The 16,492-nt window shown below is 42.6% G+C and carries 23 protein-coding genes and 1 riboswitch; of the genes, 16 read left to right on the forward strand and 7 right to left on the reverse strand.

Annotation, left to right across the window (positions count from 1 at the left end):
- The first annotated feature begins 1 nt into the window (after position 1).
- The 10 genes from MKZ05_RS05865 (at position 2) to MKZ05_RS05910 (ending at position 8,950) form a co-directional block, all read left to right on the forward strand.
- Entirely contained in the window at positions 2-1,843 is a 1,842-nt protein-coding gene (locus tag MKZ05_RS05865) for a monovalent cation:proton antiporter family protein (RefSeq protein WP_050945261.1), read from the forward strand.
- Between the two features lie 59 nt (positions 1,844-1,902).
- A riboswitch (TPP riboswitch) is annotated at positions 1,903-2,012 on the forward strand.
- Between the two features lie 78 nt (positions 2,013-2,090).
- Positions 2,091-2,801, forward strand: a complete 711-nt coding sequence (tenA, locus tag MKZ05_RS05870) for a thiaminase II (RefSeq protein ID WP_339161778.1) — start codon at positions 2,091-2,093, stop codon at positions 2,799-2,801.
- Complete coding sequence (gene tenI / locus MKZ05_RS05875) at positions 2,776-3,393, forward strand: thiazole tautomerase TenI (RefSeq protein ID WP_003211366.1); 618 nt, start codon at positions 2,776-2,778, stop codon at positions 3,391-3,393. Before tenA ends, tenI begins: the two co-directional genes overlap by 26 nt.
- Positions 3,377-4,489 carry a glycine oxidase ThiO gene (gene thiO / locus MKZ05_RS05880; RefSeq protein ID WP_226805029.1) on the forward strand — a complete coding sequence of 371 codons (1,113 nt, stop codon included), beginning with the start codon at positions 3,377-3,379 and terminating at the stop codon, positions 4,487-4,489. Before tenI ends, thiO begins: the two co-directional genes overlap by 17 nt.
- Positions 4,486-4,689 carry a sulfur carrier protein ThiS gene (gene thiS / locus MKZ05_RS05885; protein WP_137054778.1) on the forward strand — a complete coding sequence of 68 codons (204 nt, stop codon included), beginning with the start codon at positions 4,486-4,488 and terminating at the stop codon, positions 4,687-4,689. Before thiO ends, thiS begins: the two co-directional genes overlap by 4 nt.
- A 4-nt stretch (positions 4,690-4,693) precedes the next feature.
- Complete coding sequence (locus MKZ05_RS05890) at positions 4,694-5,461, forward strand: thiazole synthase (protein ID WP_339161782.1); 768 nt, start codon at positions 4,694-4,696, stop codon at positions 5,459-5,461.
- On the forward strand, positions 5,458-6,471 hold the full coding sequence (locus MKZ05_RS05895; RefSeq protein ID WP_050945256.1) for a thiazole biosynthesis adenylyltransferase ThiF: 1,014 nt from the start codon (positions 5,458-5,460) through the stop codon (positions 6,469-6,471). The genes MKZ05_RS05890 and MKZ05_RS05895 overlap by 4 nt, the downstream gene beginning before the upstream one ends.
- 16 nt (positions 6,472-6,487) lie before the next feature.
- Positions 6,488-7,294: a bifunctional hydroxymethylpyrimidine kinase/phosphomethylpyrimidine kinase gene (thiD, locus tag MKZ05_RS05900; RefSeq protein WP_050945255.1), complete on the forward strand. Its 807-nt coding sequence runs from the start codon at positions 6,488-6,490 to the stop codon at positions 7,292-7,294.
- A 150-nt stretch (positions 7,295-7,444) separates the two neighbouring features.
- The gene (gene fabI, locus MKZ05_RS05905; protein ID WP_003211867.1) at positions 7,445-8,221 is read left to right on the forward strand and encodes an enoyl-ACP reductase FabI; all 777 of its coding nucleotides are present in this window, start codon (positions 7,445-7,447) and stop codon (positions 8,219-8,221) included.
- A gap of 114 nt (positions 8,222-8,335) precedes the next feature.
- Positions 8,336-8,950, forward strand: a complete 615-nt coding sequence (locus tag MKZ05_RS05910; RefSeq protein WP_050945254.1) for a spore coat CotO family protein — start codon at positions 8,336-8,338, stop codon at positions 8,948-8,950.
- Positions 8,951-8,985: 35 nt separating this feature from the next.
- Here MKZ05_RS05910 and MKZ05_RS05915 read toward each other — a convergent pair whose 3' ends face one another.
- From MKZ05_RS05915 to MKZ05_RS05935, 5 genes are all read right to left on the reverse strand, one after another.
- Complete coding sequence (locus MKZ05_RS05915; RefSeq protein ID WP_339161787.1) at positions 8,986-9,429, reverse strand: CotY/CotZ family spore coat protein; 444 nt, start codon at positions 9,427-9,429, stop codon at positions 8,986-8,988.
- Between the two features lie 204 nt (positions 9,430-9,633).
- Positions 9,634-10,125, reverse strand: a complete 492-nt coding sequence (locus tag MKZ05_RS05920) for a CotY/CotZ family spore coat protein (RefSeq protein WP_003211658.1) — start codon at positions 10,123-10,125, stop codon at positions 9,634-9,636.
- Between the two features lie 146 nt (positions 10,126-10,271).
- The gene (locus tag MKZ05_RS05925; RefSeq protein ID WP_113768431.1) at positions 10,272-10,751 is read right to left on the reverse strand and encodes a spore coat protein; all 480 of its coding nucleotides are present in this window, start codon (positions 10,749-10,751) and stop codon (positions 10,272-10,274) included.
- Positions 10,752-10,839: 88 nt separating this feature from the next.
- The gene (locus tag MKZ05_RS05930) at positions 10,840-11,175 is read right to left on the reverse strand and encodes a spore coat protein (RefSeq protein ID WP_251190974.1); all 336 of its coding nucleotides are present in this window, start codon (positions 11,173-11,175) and stop codon (positions 10,840-10,842) included.
- Positions 11,176-11,219: 44 nt separating this feature from the next.
- On the reverse strand, positions 11,220-11,606 hold the full coding sequence (locus MKZ05_RS05935; protein ID WP_044140425.1) for a spore coat protein: 387 nt from the start codon (positions 11,604-11,606) through the stop codon (positions 11,220-11,222).
- A 177-nt stretch (positions 11,607-11,783) separates the two neighbouring features.
- Between MKZ05_RS05935 and MKZ05_RS05940 the strand changes: the two genes are divergently transcribed.
- The 5 genes from MKZ05_RS05940 (at position 11,784) to MKZ05_RS05960 (ending at position 13,260) form a co-directional block, all read left to right on the forward strand.
- Positions 11,784-12,134 (forward strand): DUF1360 domain-containing protein, encoded by a 351-nt coding sequence (locus MKZ05_RS05940; protein ID WP_034620057.1) that lies wholly within the window; start codon positions 11,784-11,786, stop codon positions 12,132-12,134.
- Between the two features lie 71 nt (positions 12,135-12,205).
- A complete protein-coding gene (locus MKZ05_RS05945) occupies positions 12,206-12,334 on the forward strand; it encodes a hypothetical protein (protein ID WP_267885153.1) in 129 nt (42 codons plus the stop codon).
- A gap of 86 nt (positions 12,335-12,420) precedes the next feature.
- Entirely contained in the window at positions 12,421-12,642 is a 222-nt protein-coding gene (locus MKZ05_RS05950; RefSeq protein WP_044140426.1) for a hypothetical protein, read from the forward strand.
- Between the two features lie 84 nt (positions 12,643-12,726).
- Positions 12,727-12,864, forward strand: a complete 138-nt coding sequence (locus MKZ05_RS05955) for a YjcZ family sporulation protein (protein WP_003212017.1) — start codon at positions 12,727-12,729, stop codon at positions 12,862-12,864.
- Positions 12,865-13,002: 138 nt separating this feature from the next.
- Complete coding sequence (locus tag MKZ05_RS05960; RefSeq protein ID WP_003212292.1) at positions 13,003-13,260, forward strand: stage VI sporulation protein F; 258 nt, start codon at positions 13,003-13,005, stop codon at positions 13,258-13,260.
- Positions 13,261-13,276: 16 nt separating this feature from the next.
- Here MKZ05_RS05960 and MKZ05_RS05965 read toward each other — a convergent pair whose 3' ends face one another.
- Positions 13,277-15,589 carry an ATP-dependent helicase gene (locus MKZ05_RS05965; RefSeq protein ID WP_339161792.1) on the reverse strand — a complete coding sequence of 771 codons (2,313 nt, stop codon included), beginning with the start codon at positions 15,587-15,589 and terminating at the stop codon, positions 13,277-13,279.
- Between the two features lie 126 nt (positions 15,590-15,715).
- Between MKZ05_RS05965 and MKZ05_RS05970 the strand changes: the two genes are divergently transcribed.
- Positions 15,716-15,973 (forward strand): hypothetical protein, encoded by a 258-nt coding sequence (locus MKZ05_RS05970; protein ID WP_003210759.1) that lies wholly within the window; start codon positions 15,716-15,718, stop codon positions 15,971-15,973.
- Between the two features lie 82 nt (positions 15,974-16,055).
- Here the strand turns inward: MKZ05_RS05970 and MKZ05_RS05975 are convergent, their stop codons facing one another.
- The gene (locus MKZ05_RS05975; protein ID WP_044140428.1) at positions 16,056-16,490 is read right to left on the reverse strand and encodes a GNAT family N-acetyltransferase; all 435 of its coding nucleotides are present in this window, start codon (positions 16,488-16,490) and stop codon (positions 16,056-16,058) included.
- Positions 16,491-16,492: the final 2 nt, after the last annotated feature.

Here is a 16,492-nt window from a genome sequence, read left to right on the forward strand (position 1 = left end):
AATGGAGCATACATCTGTTTCATCACTCGTTGTCGTTATTATTGTCGCCTTTTTCACCCCACTTTTATTGCACCGATTTAAGCTGACCATTCCGGTCGTTGTTGCTGAAATCATCATGGGGCTCATCATTGGAAAAAGCGGTCTTCAACTGGTAGTTGAACATGATGCATGGTTAGATACGTTATCCATGCTCGGTTTTATTTTTCTGATGTTTTTAAGTGGACTTGAAATAGATTTTTCTTCTTTCGAGTCAAAGAAGAAAGCACGAGAACTACCAAATGGTCTAAAAGAACCGAATACGTTTAAAGCAGCCACTATTGTTTTTCTTGGCGTATTTAGTATTTCTTTTATTCTGTCCTATGCGTTTGTCCTTGCAGGGTTTATCCAAAATGCCTTTTTAATGACGCTCATTATATCGACGATCTCATTAGGGGTAGTGGTTCCCACCTTAAAAGAGGAAAAGTTGATGCAGACGAATATCGGTCAAATCATCTTGCTTGTCGCTGTCATTGCGGATTTGGTGACGATGATTTTACTTGCTGTATTTTCCTCCATTTATGGCGATGGTACAGGGAATATGTGGCTTCTGCTCTTATTATTTGCTGCGGGCATCCTTCTTTATTTATTTGGCCGCGTATTTAAGACAAAGTCAATTTTTCAGTCCATGTCAAAAGGGACTGTGCAAATTGGGACAAGGGCGATCTTTACTCTCATTATAGTCTTAGTTGCTTTATCTGAATCACTCGGTGCTGAAAATATTCTTGGGGCGTTTTTAGCGGGCGTACTTGTGTCCCTTCTTTCGCCGAATAAAGAGCTTGTCCAGCAGCTGGATTCATTTGGCTACGGATTTTTGATCCCCATCTTCTTTGTGATGGTCGGAGTGGATTTGAATATATGGGCACTGTTCAAGGACCCAACTATTATGATCATGATCCCGCTGCTATTTATTGCATTACTGATTAGTAAGCTCATCCCGATTCTTTATTTGAAAAAATGGTATGACATGAAAAAAGTAATCGGCTCTGGCTTTTTATTAACATCGACATTATCACTCGTCATTGCAGCTGCGACGATCGGGGAGCGGCTCGGAGTCATTGATCATAAAATGTCCGGCGCGCTGATTTTAGTCGCGATACTCACGAGTATTTTAACGCCAGTTTGGTTTAAAGCACTGTTTAAAAAAGAACAAGCTGTGAGCCATAAAAAACGTGTGACCTTTATTGGTGCAAATCAGCTGACCTTACCTGTCACACTCGATTTACATCAGGATGAATATGATATTCGAATTTTGCATGTCTTTCAAGAAAATAAAGAAGCGATGCTCGCCGACTCCATCTTTGAAGTCGAATCAATTGAAGAGTACGACGATGAGACGCTGCGAAAGGCAGGCGTTGGCCAGGAGGATGTCCTCGTCGTCGCAACAGGCAGTGAGACGAAAAATAAGGAAATTGCTTTATTTGCAAAGGAAGAAGGAGCAAAACAAGTCATTGCGAGTGTGAATAAAGCTGAGGCAGAGCTAACATTGAAGGAAGCGGGCATTGATACGTTTTCTAATTTTCTATCATCTAAAACGGTGCTAAGAGCCTTGATTGAAGCACCGGATGCAATTCGATTATTAACAAATGAGGATACTTCCTTGTATCAAATTCAAATGAACAATCATCGCTACCACAATGTCATGCTGAGGGAATTTCCGTTTACCGGCGATTTGGTCTTTGTCCGTATTTTCAGAGGGATAGACAGCTTAGTACCACATGGAGATACGACGCTTAGAAGCGGTGACCGTGTGCTTGTGTCGGGCTCTCGTGAGTATGTAGCAGGACTTAGAGCCCAATTAGAGTGAGAATGAACCCTTGACCAATGAACAATTCCTGATTAAGATAGAAGTACAACATCATATATTTGATCCACTAGGGGAGTCCTTTAAAAGGGCTGAGATAAAAGTATCGACTTTTAGACCCTCATTACCTGAACAGGTTCATACCTGCGTAGGGAAGTGGTGCGGTTTTTGATTATGCTTTTTACAAATTCCAAGCCACTTTCCATACGGAAAGTGGCTTTTTTATATGGAAAAACAGGAGGAAAGAAACATGACATTTTCAACTGAATGTAAAGAAGCAGCAGCACCATGGTGGAATGGAAGCTTTACACACCCCTTTGTGAAAGGGATTGGCGATGGCACGCTGTCACTCGATCGTTTCACGTATTATGTGATGCAAGATTCATATTATTTAACTCATTTTGCAAAGGTGCAAGCATATGGAGCGGCAATTAGTGAGGACTTACATACGACCGGCAGAATGGCGTATCATGCGCAGGGAACGTATGAAGCAGAGCTGTCGCTGCATAGAAAGTTTACAGAGCTTTTAGAGATTTCAGATGAAGCCATCGAGAACTTTAAGCCTTCTCCCACTGCATATGCGTATACGTCTCATATGTACCGATCTGTGAAAAGCGGACGATTCGAAGAGATATTAGCTGCGTTATTGCCGTGCTACTGGCTTTATTATGAGGTGGGTGAAAAGCTGAAACAAACCACACCTGACCATCCGATTTATCAGGAATGGATTTTGACATATGGAGGGGATTGGTTTAAGGAACTTGTCTTTGAACAGGTCAACCGCTTTGATGAACTAGCCGAAAAAGCACCAGAACATGTACGGGCCAATATGAAAGAAAATTTTGTGATTTCAAGCTATTACGAATACCATTTCTGGGAGATGGCGTATCAAAAAGAAATGTGGCAAACAGCATGCTTAGATGGGGTTGGTGTAAATGGAACTCCACGCAGTGACAAATGATTCGCTTCCTGCGGGTGAGCTGATCAAACAAATAAAAAACATTGCACCTGAAGTGGATTTTATTCATATCCGGGAACGGTCTAAAACAGCAAGTGAGCTTGTTGATCTTGTGAAAGGTCTCCTTTTAGAAGGTGTACCGAAAGAGAAGCTCATCATCAACGACAGAGTAGACGTTGCACTGCTCACCAATATTCACCGGGTACATCTCCCGGGCCATAGCTTTTCGCCAAAAGAGCTGCGGCAAAAATTCCCTCATCTTCATGCGGGCGTCTCTGTTCATTCGATTGAAGAAGGGAAAGCAGCTGAGAAAAATGGAGCAGAGTATGTCATATTTGGGCACGTATACGACACCACTTGTAAACCAGGACTTCAGGCGAGAGGCGTACAGCTTGTGAAAGAACTGACATCTCTACTATCTATTCCAGTCGTGGCAATCGGTGGTGTGACACCTGACCGCATTCCAGAATTGAGACACGCGAATGTGAAAGGGATTGCTGTCATGTCTGGAATTTTTACTCATCATCAGCCGCGCAAGATGGCACAAGCATTTTCTAAACAAGTAAAGGAGCATCCTTATGAAGAAGCATTATGATGTGGCAATCATTGGTGGTGGAATTATAGGGATGTCCATTGCCTATCACCTTGCAAAAGCAGGAAAGCAGGTCGTCTTATTTGAGGCGAATGAGGTAGGGAAGCAAACGACAAGTGCGGCTGCTGGGATGCTTGGTGCACATGCTGAAGGAGAGGGTCATGAGGATATTTTTTTTCAAGTAGGCAGAGCAAGCCAGGCATTGTACGAAAAGTTAAAAGTCGATCTACAGCATGAATCTGGCATTGATATTCGAACATCAGCGGGCGGTATCATGAAGGTAGCCTTTACAGAAGAGGAGAAACAAGCACTTTGCCGCATGCAGCATTTGTCTACATTTGAGTGGCTTGACGCAAGCAGCGTAAAAAAATGCATGCCTCAAATAGCAGAGAACATCTTAGGAGCAGGTTTGATTAAAGAGGATGTTCATGTCGAACCTTATGCGGTATGCCGGGCATTTTGGCAGGCGGCGGTCAGGTACGGGGCAGAAGTGAATGAGTGTACACCCGTGATCGAAGTGAAGCGGGAGAAAGAAGCGTTAGCGATTAGAACAACGAAGGGAACATTCACATGTGATGATCTCACTGTAGCAAGTGGTGTATGGTCTGGCCGTTTTTTTGAAGAGCTTGGATTATCTCATTCTCTTTATCCAGTAAAAGGGGAATGTGTGTCTGTATGGAATCATGGTCCAGCACTCCAACACACCATTTACCATGATCATAGTTACATCGTTCAACGAGATAGCGGCAAACTGGTCGTTGGCGCAACGATGAAGCCAAACGAGTGGCAAACTGTTCCGACGCTTGGCGGCATTGAAGCTGTTATTCAAAAGGCGTCACAGCTGATGCCTTCGATCAAGGAGATGCCGATTGATCAGTGCTGGGCTGGCCTTCGTCCGGCGACAAGCGACCGGCATCCTTATATCGGAAGACACCCGGAAGATCAGCGTATTCTTTTTGCTGCAGGGCATTACAGAAATGGTATTTTACTTGCCCCGATTACTGGAGAAATCATTCGCGACCTGATATTAGGTGAACCGGTCCAAAAGGAATGGCTTCACGCATTTCGTATTGGCCGAAAGGAGGCACTGTTTGTATGAAAATTCAATTGAATGGCAGAATCGTTGATTTCGAACAAGAAAATGGAACGATCTATGACCTGCTATCAGACTATCAGCTTGAAAATCGAGTAGTGATTGTGGAAAAGAACCAAGAAATTATTGATAAAGAAGCGTTTCAACAAGTGAAAATTCAACCTAATGACACGATCGAAATCGTTCACTTTGTAGGAGGAGGATGACAACATGCTGCACATTGGCGGAAAGACATTCACATCAAGATTATTACTTGGTACAGGAAAGTACCCATCATTTGAAGTTCAAAAAGAAGCCGTGAACGTATCAGAAGCAGAAATATTAACCTTTGCTGTGAGAAGAATGAACATTTTCGAAGCATCTCAGCCAAACTTTTTGGAGCAGCTTGATTTATCAAAATATACGCTGCTTCCGAATACAGCTGGTGCTAGTACAGCGGAAGAGGCAGTTCGTATTGCTCGTTTAGCGAAGGCTTCTGGACTGTGTGACATGATCAAGGTAGAAGTCATTGGCTGCTCAAGGTCTCTTCTGCCAGATCCAGTCGAAACGTTAAAAGCATCCGAAATGCTACTCGAAGAAGGATTTATCGTGCTGCCATATACATCTGATGATGTGGTACTGGCAAGAAAATTAGAAGAGCTTGGTGTCCATGCCATCATGCCAGGTGCTTCGCCGATTGGTTCAGGGCAAGGCTTACTAAACCCTCTGAATCTCTCATTTATTATCGAGCAGGCAAAGGTACCGGTGATTATTGACGCTGGTGTAGGCTCTCCAAAGGATGCGGCTTATGCGATGGAGCTAGGGGCTGACGCTGTATTACTGAACACCGCTGTGTCAGGTGCAAAGGACCCTGTGAAAATGGCTAAAGCCATGAAGCTGGCGATTGAATCAGGAATGCTAGGCTTCGAGGCGGGACGTATTCCTTTGAAAAACTACGGGACAGCAAGCAGTCCGCAGGAAGGAATGCCGGCATTTTGAGCACACGTTATTCACGACAAGAGCTCTTTCAGCCAATCGGCATAGAGGGGCAAAAGCGGTTAAATGACTCAAAGGCTGTCATTATTGGTGCAGGAGCGCTTGGAACAGCTAGTGCGGAAATGCTCGTTCGTGCTGGCGTTGGATCTGTCACCATTTTGGATCGAGATTATATTGAATGGAGCAACCTTCAGCGTCAGCAGCTTTACACGGAGCAAGATGTACAGGATCGGCTGCCAAAGGCTGTGGCAGCTGAAAATAGACTCAAGCAGGTGAACAGTGACGTGCATGTCAAAGGAATTGTCATTGATGTGACCGCTGAACATATTGATGAACTTGTCAGCGGGGCTTCGATTATCGTGGATGCAGCGGATAATTTTGAGGTAAGGATGATCGCAAATGATGCTGCCGTCAAACATCAAATTCCATTCCTTTATGGAGCTTGTGTCGCCAGCTATGGTATTCAATTTACTGTCATGCCAGGTGAAACGCCATGTTTACACTGCCTGCTTGAACATTTACCCGCACAAGGCATGACATGTGATACAGCCGGTATCATTAGTCCAGTTGTGCAGCAGGTGGCAGCATATCAAGTGGCAGATGCTCTGAAGTATTTAACAGGTCATCAAGTGACGCCAATTTTAAGATCGTTTGATTTATGGACTAATGAGCGGTCTGACATCCGATCAGCCAGCTCCTTAAAGAAGAAGCAATGTCCAAGCTGTGGGCTGAAGACATATCCATTTCTCTCCTATGACAAGAGAGCGAAAGCAGATGTACTATGCGGCCGCAATACGGTCCAAATCCGCAGTGCAGCCGAAACCCCGCCGCCATTACACGAAGTGGCTCTTCGGTTAAAGAAAGCAGGGATGGATGTCCTTGAAAATCCGTATTTGCTTTCCTGTCAAAAGGATGAATATAAGCTTGTCTTATTTAAAGACGGCAGAGCCCTTGTCCATGGTACAAATGATATGGCAAAAGCAAGAACCATTTATCATCAATGGATTGGCTAATGAGAGGTGTGATGAAATGACGATCAAAAAAGCATTCACAATTGCAGGTTCTGATTCTGGCGGCGGAGCAGGCATTCAAGCTGATTTAAAAACCTTTCAGGAGCTCGGTGTGTTCGGAATGTCTGCGATCACAGCGATTACAGCACAAAACACACTAGGTGTTCACGGAGTATATCCGCTTTCAAACGAGGCGTTAGAAAGTCAAATTGATGCAGTGGCAGAGGATTTACTGCCAGATGCCGTCAAAACAGGAATGCTGTGGAGCGCAGACATGATCAAGATAGTTGCTGAAAAAACGGTTCAATATGACATGAAGCTCATTGTCGATCCAGTGATGATCGCAAAAGGAGGCGCTTCTTTATTAAATGAAGATGCGGTCACAGCGTTGAAAACACACTTGCTGCCTGTCAGCTATGCCGTAACGCCGAATCTTCCTGAGGCAGAAGTGCTGACAGGCATGCGGATTCAGACAAAAGAGGATCGCTATCTAGCAGCGGAGCGTTTATATGAGCTTGGTACGAAACATGTCGTGATCAAAGGCGGTCACGGTCCATCTGGCGGAATGATTACAGACCTATTGTATGATGGAAAAGGCTTTATAGAAGTCACAAACGAACACATTGATACTCCCCATACACATGGCACAGGCTGCACGTTTGCAGCGGCATTAACAGCTGAAATTGCGAAAGGATCCTCCATGAGGGAGGCTTTTGACACAGCAGAAACCTTTGTCCATGAAGCCATCAAGTTCCCTTTGAATATTGGGGCTGGACACGGACCTACCAACCATTTTGCTTATCAGCAAAACCGGCTCAAACGATGAGAGAATCGAACCGTCTTCATTTGCGAGGACGGTTTTTTGATGAAAAAGAAACTTTCTTTCTGCGGAAATTGTCATTCTCTCGTGATCTGTGATAATATTATGATCAGGTACTAATACTATGTCTTGAAAAAATAGGAGGCTTTATTACATATGAACTTTTCTTTAGAAGGCCGTAATATCGTGGTAATGGGTGTTGCCAATAAACGAAGCATCGCTTGGGGAATTGCCCGCTCACTTCACGAAGCTGGAGCTCGTTTGATTTTTACTTATGTTGGAGATCGTCTTGCTGAATCTGTAAAAGAACTTGCAAGCACACTTGAGCGCGATGATTCAATCATTCTTCCATGTGACGTGACAAGTGACGAAGAAATCGAAAAATGTTTCGCTACAATTAAAGAAAAAGTACAAGTCATTCATGGCGTTGCGCATGCGATTGCATTTGCAAACAAGGAAGAGCTTGTCGGTGAATACTTAAACACGAACCGTGAAGGTTTCCTTTTGGCGCACAACATTAGTGCATACTCTTTAACAGCTGTAGCAAAAGCAGCACGTCCATTGATGACAGAAGGTGGAAGCATCGTCACGCTTACATACCTAGGCGGAGAGCGTGTGGTTTCAAACTACAACGTAATGGGTGTAGCAAAAGCAGCACTTGAAGCAAGTGTGAAATACTTAGCAGCTGATTTAGGCGCAGAAGGTATTCGTGTGAATAGTATTTCTGCTGGTCCAATTCGTACGCTGTCTGCAAAAGGCATCAGTGGTTTTAATACCATTCTGAAGGATATTGAAGAGCGTGCACCGCTTCGTCGTACAACGACTCCTGAAGAAGTTGGCGATACAGCTCTATTCTTATTCAGTGATCTATCACGCGGCATGACAGGTGAGAATCTGCATGTTGATTCTGGCTTCCATATCATTGCTCGCTAACCAATTAAATGATTTGCAGCATACCGAATAAGGGTATGCTGTTTTTTTATTTTTCTTCTGATTTGAGGCGTCCGCTCATATATATAAGGAATGAATCATTCGGGAGGGATTAGTATGTCAAATAAAGGTGATGAGAACCAGAAGCCGCTTATGTATATTGTTCAGCCGAGCTATGATGAGTCAATGCCGGCCATGCAAAATATTGTGAGAAAGCGAAAGAAATCAGAAAAACCACAAGAAATTTCTAAGAGTAAAAAAGACAAGATCGAAGAAAGTACGCACGAGGAACCCGTGGCTCAAGAAATCGAGAAGAAAAAAGAAGCAAAGCCGCCTGAGCGTCAGCAAGAGCAAGACATGATGCAAGAAGCAGAGCTTACCCAAGAACAAGACATCACAAAAGAGCCAGAGCTTATACAAGAACGAAAACCTCAGCGAGAAGAGGAGAAGCCGCCAGAAGGCGTTTTTCATGAAACAAAAGAAGAACCTAGAAGAAAACGAGTGAAAAAGCCTTTAAGTCAGATGAGCATTGACGAAAAAGTCGATTTTCTCACAAGCCTGCCTCATAATATGCCAAGAGCCCTTTGCCTGATTGAAGCTGATGGTAAAACATATAGAGGGATTATCATGGATCGAAAAGAAGATACAGTGGTCATTCGAACAGCGGGCGGGGGAAATCCAGTTGAATTAGCAATAGATGAAATTTCCTCGATTCATCCACTTGGCTTTTAACGAATAAAAAAAGTCCCATAGAGGGACTTTTTTTGTTAGCAGTTACGGTTGATGAGTCGTGGATTTAAGCACTCGATTGCGCAGAAGCAGTCAAGATCTACTTCAATGCAATACTTCGATTTTTCTAATCGGAACACATCACATACGGAATCTTTGTCTGTAAAATCTAAAATATGACGGTCTTTGTCAAATGCGATAAGCAAGCTGAGTGTTGCGCAGTGGTCAGAGATGTGTTCGACTCTGAAAAATGTAGTGCTGAAGCAAGGACCTGCATCTACTTCTCCGACGTTTCCGAATGCGACGAATGGTTTTGATTTGGATGTAAAGAGAACAAACGGGACAGTGTCACCTAATGAATGGGATGAAGAAAGGAGATTGCTGTAACAGCTGGTCGGGCATTCTTCTTCGACGGCATTTTGTAAGTCGTTAATATTTTCAACAGCCTCTGCTACACAATTCCATGAATATTTGCGGCTCATATTCAACCCTCCTATACTAGGAAATTTGTTTGAGTGTTTGAGCACTGTCATCATCTACAAGCTTTTTGTTTTGCCGGTTGATACTTCTACTTACAATCAATGCGGAAGCGGCAGCTCTTATGCTGACTGCTCCGCATGATTGACTGTCATTCGTAAGGAAGGGGATGCTTTGACTCATGACAAGTGAGATCAATGGCGGTTGATTTAGCCGTGGTGATGATGCTTTTTATCTTTCGATGGCATGACTCTGTCTACTAGTTCTGGGTTTAAACATTGGATTGCGCAGAAGCAGTTTAGATCAACCTCAATACAAAAGTCCGTTTTTTCTAGACCAAAGAAGTCAGGGTCACAAGGGTGACAAACGCTTAACGTATGTCCGTGTACATCAACAGGTCTTAATACAGATAACGTAGCACAGCAGTCGTGTAATTTTTCAACCCGGAAGAAAATGGATTCGAAGCATTGGCAATCGTCAACAAATCCTCCAATGTTTCCGAAAGTAGAAAACAATCCGCCCTTTTTATCGAAAAGTAAAAACGGAATCGTATCTTTTCCAGAAACGGTTGGGCTTAATAAATTACTGTAGCAGCTCGTAGGACATTTATCTTCTACAGCTTCCTGCTCTGCTAAAATCTTATCAACCGCATCGCATACACAGTTTTCATCATGTCGGCCATGGTGTTTTCCGCAGCTCATGGATTTCAGCTCCTTTAACAAGGTATTTGACTTTAGTCCTTAACAACATATGTATGCGCCCTCTAGTTGGTGTGGGTAAATGACTATTTATATTTGTTGTATTTTTATAAAAGGAAAAGCAGAGCTTTTCGCTCTGCTTTTGTACATTAGAGGATACCGATCGCAATGATTGTCGCAACAAGTGTTTGTGTAAGTGTTTGGATTGCGATTGAGATGTCCGCATCGATTGTCGATACTGTAACGTTTCTTGAATTTTCGATGACAAGTTTTTGGCGGTTTGTTTGTTTGTGAGTAGCAGCTTGTAAAAGATCCTGTGTGACGCGGTCTGCTAAATCACCATCTGCGATTGAGATATTTGTAATGGTGATGATCGCTGTTTGAACAGCTACTTGGATAGATGCTGCAACCTGTGCATCAACAGAAGAGACATTAATGTCACAAGAGTCTCTGACGATAATGACTTCCTCAGATGTCTGCTTTGTAAAACTCACTTGATCAAAGTCTTGCAAGACATCTTCATCATCATAATAGTGGCCGTCACAAACTGCTTTTCTTTCATAGTTGTAATCGCCGTGGTGTGTACAGTTACGATCTAGAGCGACCCAAGAGTATGGTTTAGAATCCATTTCTATTCCTCCTTCCGTTTACTTTATTAAATGCTGGAATGCGTGGTTTTGTCTCGGGCATTTACCCTAGCAGGCAACCCATTTTTATTTAATCGTTATTACGCTGCGCATCACGGCGCTGCTGAATACGATCTCGAAGTGAATTTCGTTTTGGACGTACTTTTGGTTCAGGCTGTACTTCTTCCGGATGTTTTGCTGTCTCTGCCTGCCTTTTTTTCTCCTGCTGCTGCTGTACGAAGTCATCTGCTTTCTTTTGTAAGTCCTCAACTAATTTCAAAATCATTCTTCTTTGATCATCTGTAATATTTGCTTTCTGATCATCTGTGATATTGTTTTTGTTTAAAATATCACTTACAAGAAGGCTCGTTAATGGATCAACATCAGTGTTGATTTGAAACTCCTTTTTTTCGTTCTCTTCAGCCACGATTATTTCACCTCTTTCATACATAATGTTAGAAAAAGAAAGGGTCAAAGAATGCCGGCTTCAACTAAGAGTACATTCAATGTTTGAGTGAGAATTTGGACAGAGTTCATAATAGATGCATCTGATAATGTAATCGTGACGTTATAGCAATTGATGATTTGGATCACAGTTTTCTTTTGGACTGTTACTTGTTGTGTGGCTAAAAGCTGATCTGTGATGTCTGTAGCCAATTCATCGTCTGGTACAAGAAGTTGGATTAAAAGAGTAATGATTGTCGTTACGGTCGCTTGAAGGGAGAGTGCGGCTGTTACATCTGTTTTATGAATTGTGACATTTTCGGAATCTTTGATCTCAATGAAATCATCATAATTGCTGATTAATTCGTTTAACAGTTGTGTGTATAATAAATCAGCACTTTCTTCAATAGACAATACTTTCACTCCTTTCTTATCTATACATTATTTAATGCAGCAGAGGCTCAAGGTGGAATCGGAAAGTGTGAAAAAGTACAACCCAATTTTATTTCCGCTCGATTCATCATGGCGGTCTTTCTTTTTGCATATATAAAGAAAGGACGCAAAAAAGAAGAAAGAAGGAGGTGGAGGCTCCTGAGCGGTGCTTTGTCATTTGTCGTGTTTGCCCTCGCATCCTTTAGACTGACGAGGCTCATTGTGTTTGATACCATTACTGCTCCTTTCCGCCGTTTATTTCATGAAGAACAGGAAGAGGTCAATGAACAAGGTGAAGTAGAGACATATATCATCATTAAAGGTAAAGGGCTGCGGTCTTGGGTAGGAGAGCTGTTAAGCTGTTATTGGTGTACTGGCATGTGGTGCACTGCTGCTTTACTTCTGATATACATATTATTTCCTGTCATTAGCATGTGGCTTAATTTACTATTAGCGATTGCCGCAGCAGCAGGCATTATTGAAGCGATTGTCTCAAAGCTGGTGAAATAAACAGGCATTCTGATCAGACACGCTTTTAAAAAATGCATATACTATCATGGAAGAGGAAAGGAAGGGTTGCGATGAAACCAAATGAAACACCGTCACATATGCTTCAAGGTTATCCAGCGCAGTCAAATCAACAATCTGTTTATACGAAAAAAATCAAAAAAACAGGCTGCGGCTGTGGAAAGAAAAAGAAACCTCAATAGAAGAGAAAACAAAAGCCGGATTTATCCGGTTTTTTTGTTGCCCTTTTTTTGAGTGATGCATATGTAAGAGAGAAGGGGTGACCAGAATGGATGCATTCGAACAATTAATCGGTTCCTTGTTCACTAAACCCCATGATGGGAAAGAGCAAGCGCATGAAAAGGTTGAAATGGATCTAACGGATAAAGCGAAGGATCTTGAGGAGCATTTAAAAGCATTTGGCGTGAAGATGGATGCTTTTGCGAAAGAAACAGAAGCATTCATGATACGTCATGGAGAGGCAGATTACGTCTTTAAACAGCGAAAATAAAAATTCCGCACTTTTTTATGTGATCGTCCAAACCATTTGTTGTATTTTTCATATTTTGTAAGGGAGAAGAGGAGGTGCTTATATATGAGTTGTTACGGTTACGGTGGCGGTTCTTGCGGCGGCTACGGCGGAGGTTATGGCGGCGGATATGGATCAACATTTGTTCTTGTCGTTGTGCTTTTCATCCTTCTAATCATCGTTGGTGCTTCTTTCTTTAACTAAACAGTAAGAAGGTGAGGGAAGCAATAGGGGAGCCTTTTGCTTTCCTTTCTCTTTGGGCAAACAAGGCTTTAGGATAGGCACATATCTCGCCTATTTTCATATAGTAAGGTGATTACTCCACAAAGAGGAGGCAAATGAATGGATAATAAATTCTTTAAAAGCGTTGAAAATAAAACAGGTGTGAATATGAACGATGTCTTCAAGCTTGCAGGTTCTTTGCAAAATGCCAACTTTAAAGATGAAGCAACGGTTCGAGGCGTCATTAAAAAAGTAGCGCAGCTTGCGAATAAACGTGTACCGAAAGAAATGGAAGACAAAATCGTTCAATCGATTACAAGTGGAAAAGAAAAGCTTGATTTCAATACCATCGCTAAAATGATGAACAACAAAAAATAAACAACAGGCTCTCCGCTTAAAGGGGGGCCTGTTGTTTTTCTGTGAATAATGCTCGATTTTTCTTTAGTAGGGGATATAAAAAGCGCGAGCGATGAGCGGTTTTCCCTCGTCTAAATGATGGAACCGATAGATAAAGAGATTGTTCAGCTCTTGTCATGGCCACATATAATAAACGGCGCTCTTCTTCCAAGGCTTCTTCATCACCGTTTCTGAGTTCATCAAGTGAGAAATCATGAGGCAGTGCTCCGTCGACCACGCAAGTGATGTACACCGTTTGGAATTCCAGACCCTTTGCACGGTGAATCGTCATGAGCTGAACACCTGGTTCGTCTGTTTTTTCCTTTTCGGCAGATTTCATGTGTTCGGCATGTGCGAGAAAGGCTTCAATCGTTTCAAAGCGTTTGGCGGCGGTTTTTACATCTCGTACGTCATCCGCCCCTTTTTCAAGCACATTCGTATCATTCACTCGTTTTTTTAAGTAATCACCAAGTCCCATCTTTTGTTCAATAAACGCCACAGCATCAGACGGCTTTAAATTTCGTAACGTGCGGAACAGAGGAACAATGGATTGCAGCTTTTTCTGTTGAAACGGCTGAATATCAGTTAGTTTTCCGAGTGCGTCGACCATTGAACAATCTTCCGTGATGGTCAGTGCCTTCATTGTGTTTAAGGTCTGCTGCTTTAAAAAGAAAACCGGAAGCAGCTGTTTCATAGCAGCTACATCATCGGCATCCTGACTTAAAGAGAGAAAGGCGAGAAGAACCCGAACAATTCGTCTGCTGTAGAAGGCTTTGACACCAGCCTCCGTCTCATACGGAATCGCGGATTGATGCAGACGCTCATAAATCGCGCGGCCTCCCGTATTGGTGCGAAAGAGCACGCAGATATCATTCGGCTTTGCGCCGTTTTTAATTTTCTCCTGAATATCTGCCACGATCATGGTCGCTTCCTCTTCCTCGTCATATGGATAAAAGAGCATAGGAGGGATTGTCTCCGATCGGACGGCTTTTAACGTTTTCTCATAACGATGCTGATTTTTCTTAATAATGGCATCCGCACTTGCGACAATTGTATGATGCGACCGATAATTGGCATGTAAATGGACAATCTGAGCCGAAGGATAATCTAGTTTGAATTCAAGAATGAAAGCAGGATTACTGCCCCTAAAGGCATAAATGGCTTGATCATCATCACCGACACAAAATAGCTGCTCTGATTCTCCGGCTAAAAGTTGAATTAATTGATATTGTACTGGATTAATATCCTGAAATTCATCCACTAAAATATACTGGAATCGTTCTTGATACCGTTTTAGCAGTTCAGGCTTTTCAGTCAGCATGTGCAAGCAGGCAATGGCCATGTCATCAAAGTCAAATTGCTGATTGTCTCGTTTTTGATGTTCATAAGATTGATAGATCGTCCACATGTGCTTTTCCTTTTCATCCTTCAAATCAGGAAGCTCACCTGGTAAAAAAGCATTTTTCCAATAGCCGATCGATTGCAGGACTTGATCGGTAGGGTAGTTTTTTTCATCTAGTCCTTCATTCATGATGGCTTTCCGAATGTACTGTTCCTTCTGCCAATCAAACTTGATCAGGTACTGGCCATTCCATTTATTTGCGTCATCGTGAAGCAGCATTTTATAAAAAAGACTGTGGAAGGTGCCTGTCACCACTTGGCTTGCTTGTGATGGGTGAAGCTGATATTGCTTGCGCAGTCTTTCTTTCATTTCACTGCTGGCTTTTGTGGTGAAAGTCACGAGTAAGATATGGTGAGCAGGAATATGATGATGTGACATGAGATAAGCCGCTCTTGCTGTCAGGACTCTTGTTTTCCCGCTGCCAGCGCCAGCCAGCACCAGCATTGGACCGTCTTTATGTGTGACAGCTTGAAGCTGCGGTGTGCTAAAGGTGATATGCGGAAAGAGATCGATGGTATGTGCTTGTTCATTCTCTTCTAAATGTAACGCATCACTAAATTGAATCGACCTTGGTTCCTGCCAGTCATATGATTCATTCGTTTGCGAGATGATTTGTTTACCTGTTGGAAAACGGAAGCCCCCAAGTTCTTTATAAGAAGCACTTTCCTCTCGATCTGCGTGTTTTTTCTGATCTTCTTGTTCTTCTGCTTGTTCACACAGCACTTGCTGAGACATATGTTTATGAATAAAGGCAGGTTCTTCATGTATATTTAATCTGAAAAAGACTGGTTGTCCGCAATATGGGCAGAATAAGTGCCCTTTTTTTCCCTCGTCATGGAGGAATTGATAATGTTCTCTCGAATACGTATGTAATGAGATCGTTCGATCATGTCGTCGTGCGCATTTCAAAGCTAGTCCTCCAATAGTTAATCAATCTTAAAAAGAAACACATCTAATCATATCAAATGAGACGTGTTTCAAACAGTATTAATTAGGGAATAGTAGAGTAGAAGAGAAGCAAAGGAGGCGTTCTTGATGGGATATATAGCCCCGATTCAGCCGGATCTGTATTTTCAATATATCAATCGTCCTGCTCCTCAGGATAAAGAAGACTACGCGAAAGTAACTAAGGTTACTCGCACCTTTCATGACAAGATATACAGAGAGCTGGAGAAAAAAGAGGACTTAGTGACAGAAGCGGAAACGAAAGTACAACAAAAAAAGCGGGAACGCTTTGTACGAGATATGTTTATGGAGGAAGGCAAAGGCGTTCATATTAATACGTATATATAAATGATTGCGCTTTCTTCCATTGACGAACGATGATAAAGAAAGAAAAGCCAGGGCATCTTGAATGCTCTGGCTTTTCTTTTGGTCAAACAGACAGTGTTTTTGTCATTTTGACATGTGTGATCCCCGCTTCTTCAAACGGTTCAGATACGGCTTTGTAGCCTTTTTTTTCGTAGAAAGGAAGAGCTTGGACTTGTGCGTGCATAACCGCTTCCTTCGCTCCATTCGCAATGGCTTCTGTTTCCAGCGCTTCTAATAGTTTGTGGCCAAGGCCGAAAGCGCGCGCCTCTTTTAACACACAAATTCGTTCTAGCTTTGCCTTTGGCCCTTCAATGATCCGTAATCTAGCGGCTGCTTGAGGCTTCATTTCATCGTTATAAATGACAAAATGAATGGCCTCGTCTTCTAGTTCATCTATTTCAATCTCTATTGGGACTTCTTGTTCTTTGACGAATACTTCTTTTCGAACGTAATATGCATCTTCTCGTTGTGTTTGTGCTGTTGCGATGACTGTTTTCAAGT

The sequence above is a fragment of the Bacillus sp. FSL M8-0277 genome (assembly GCF_037975305.1).
Lineage (GTDB): Bacteria > Bacillota > Bacilli > Bacillales > Bacillaceae > Bacillus > Bacillus pumilus.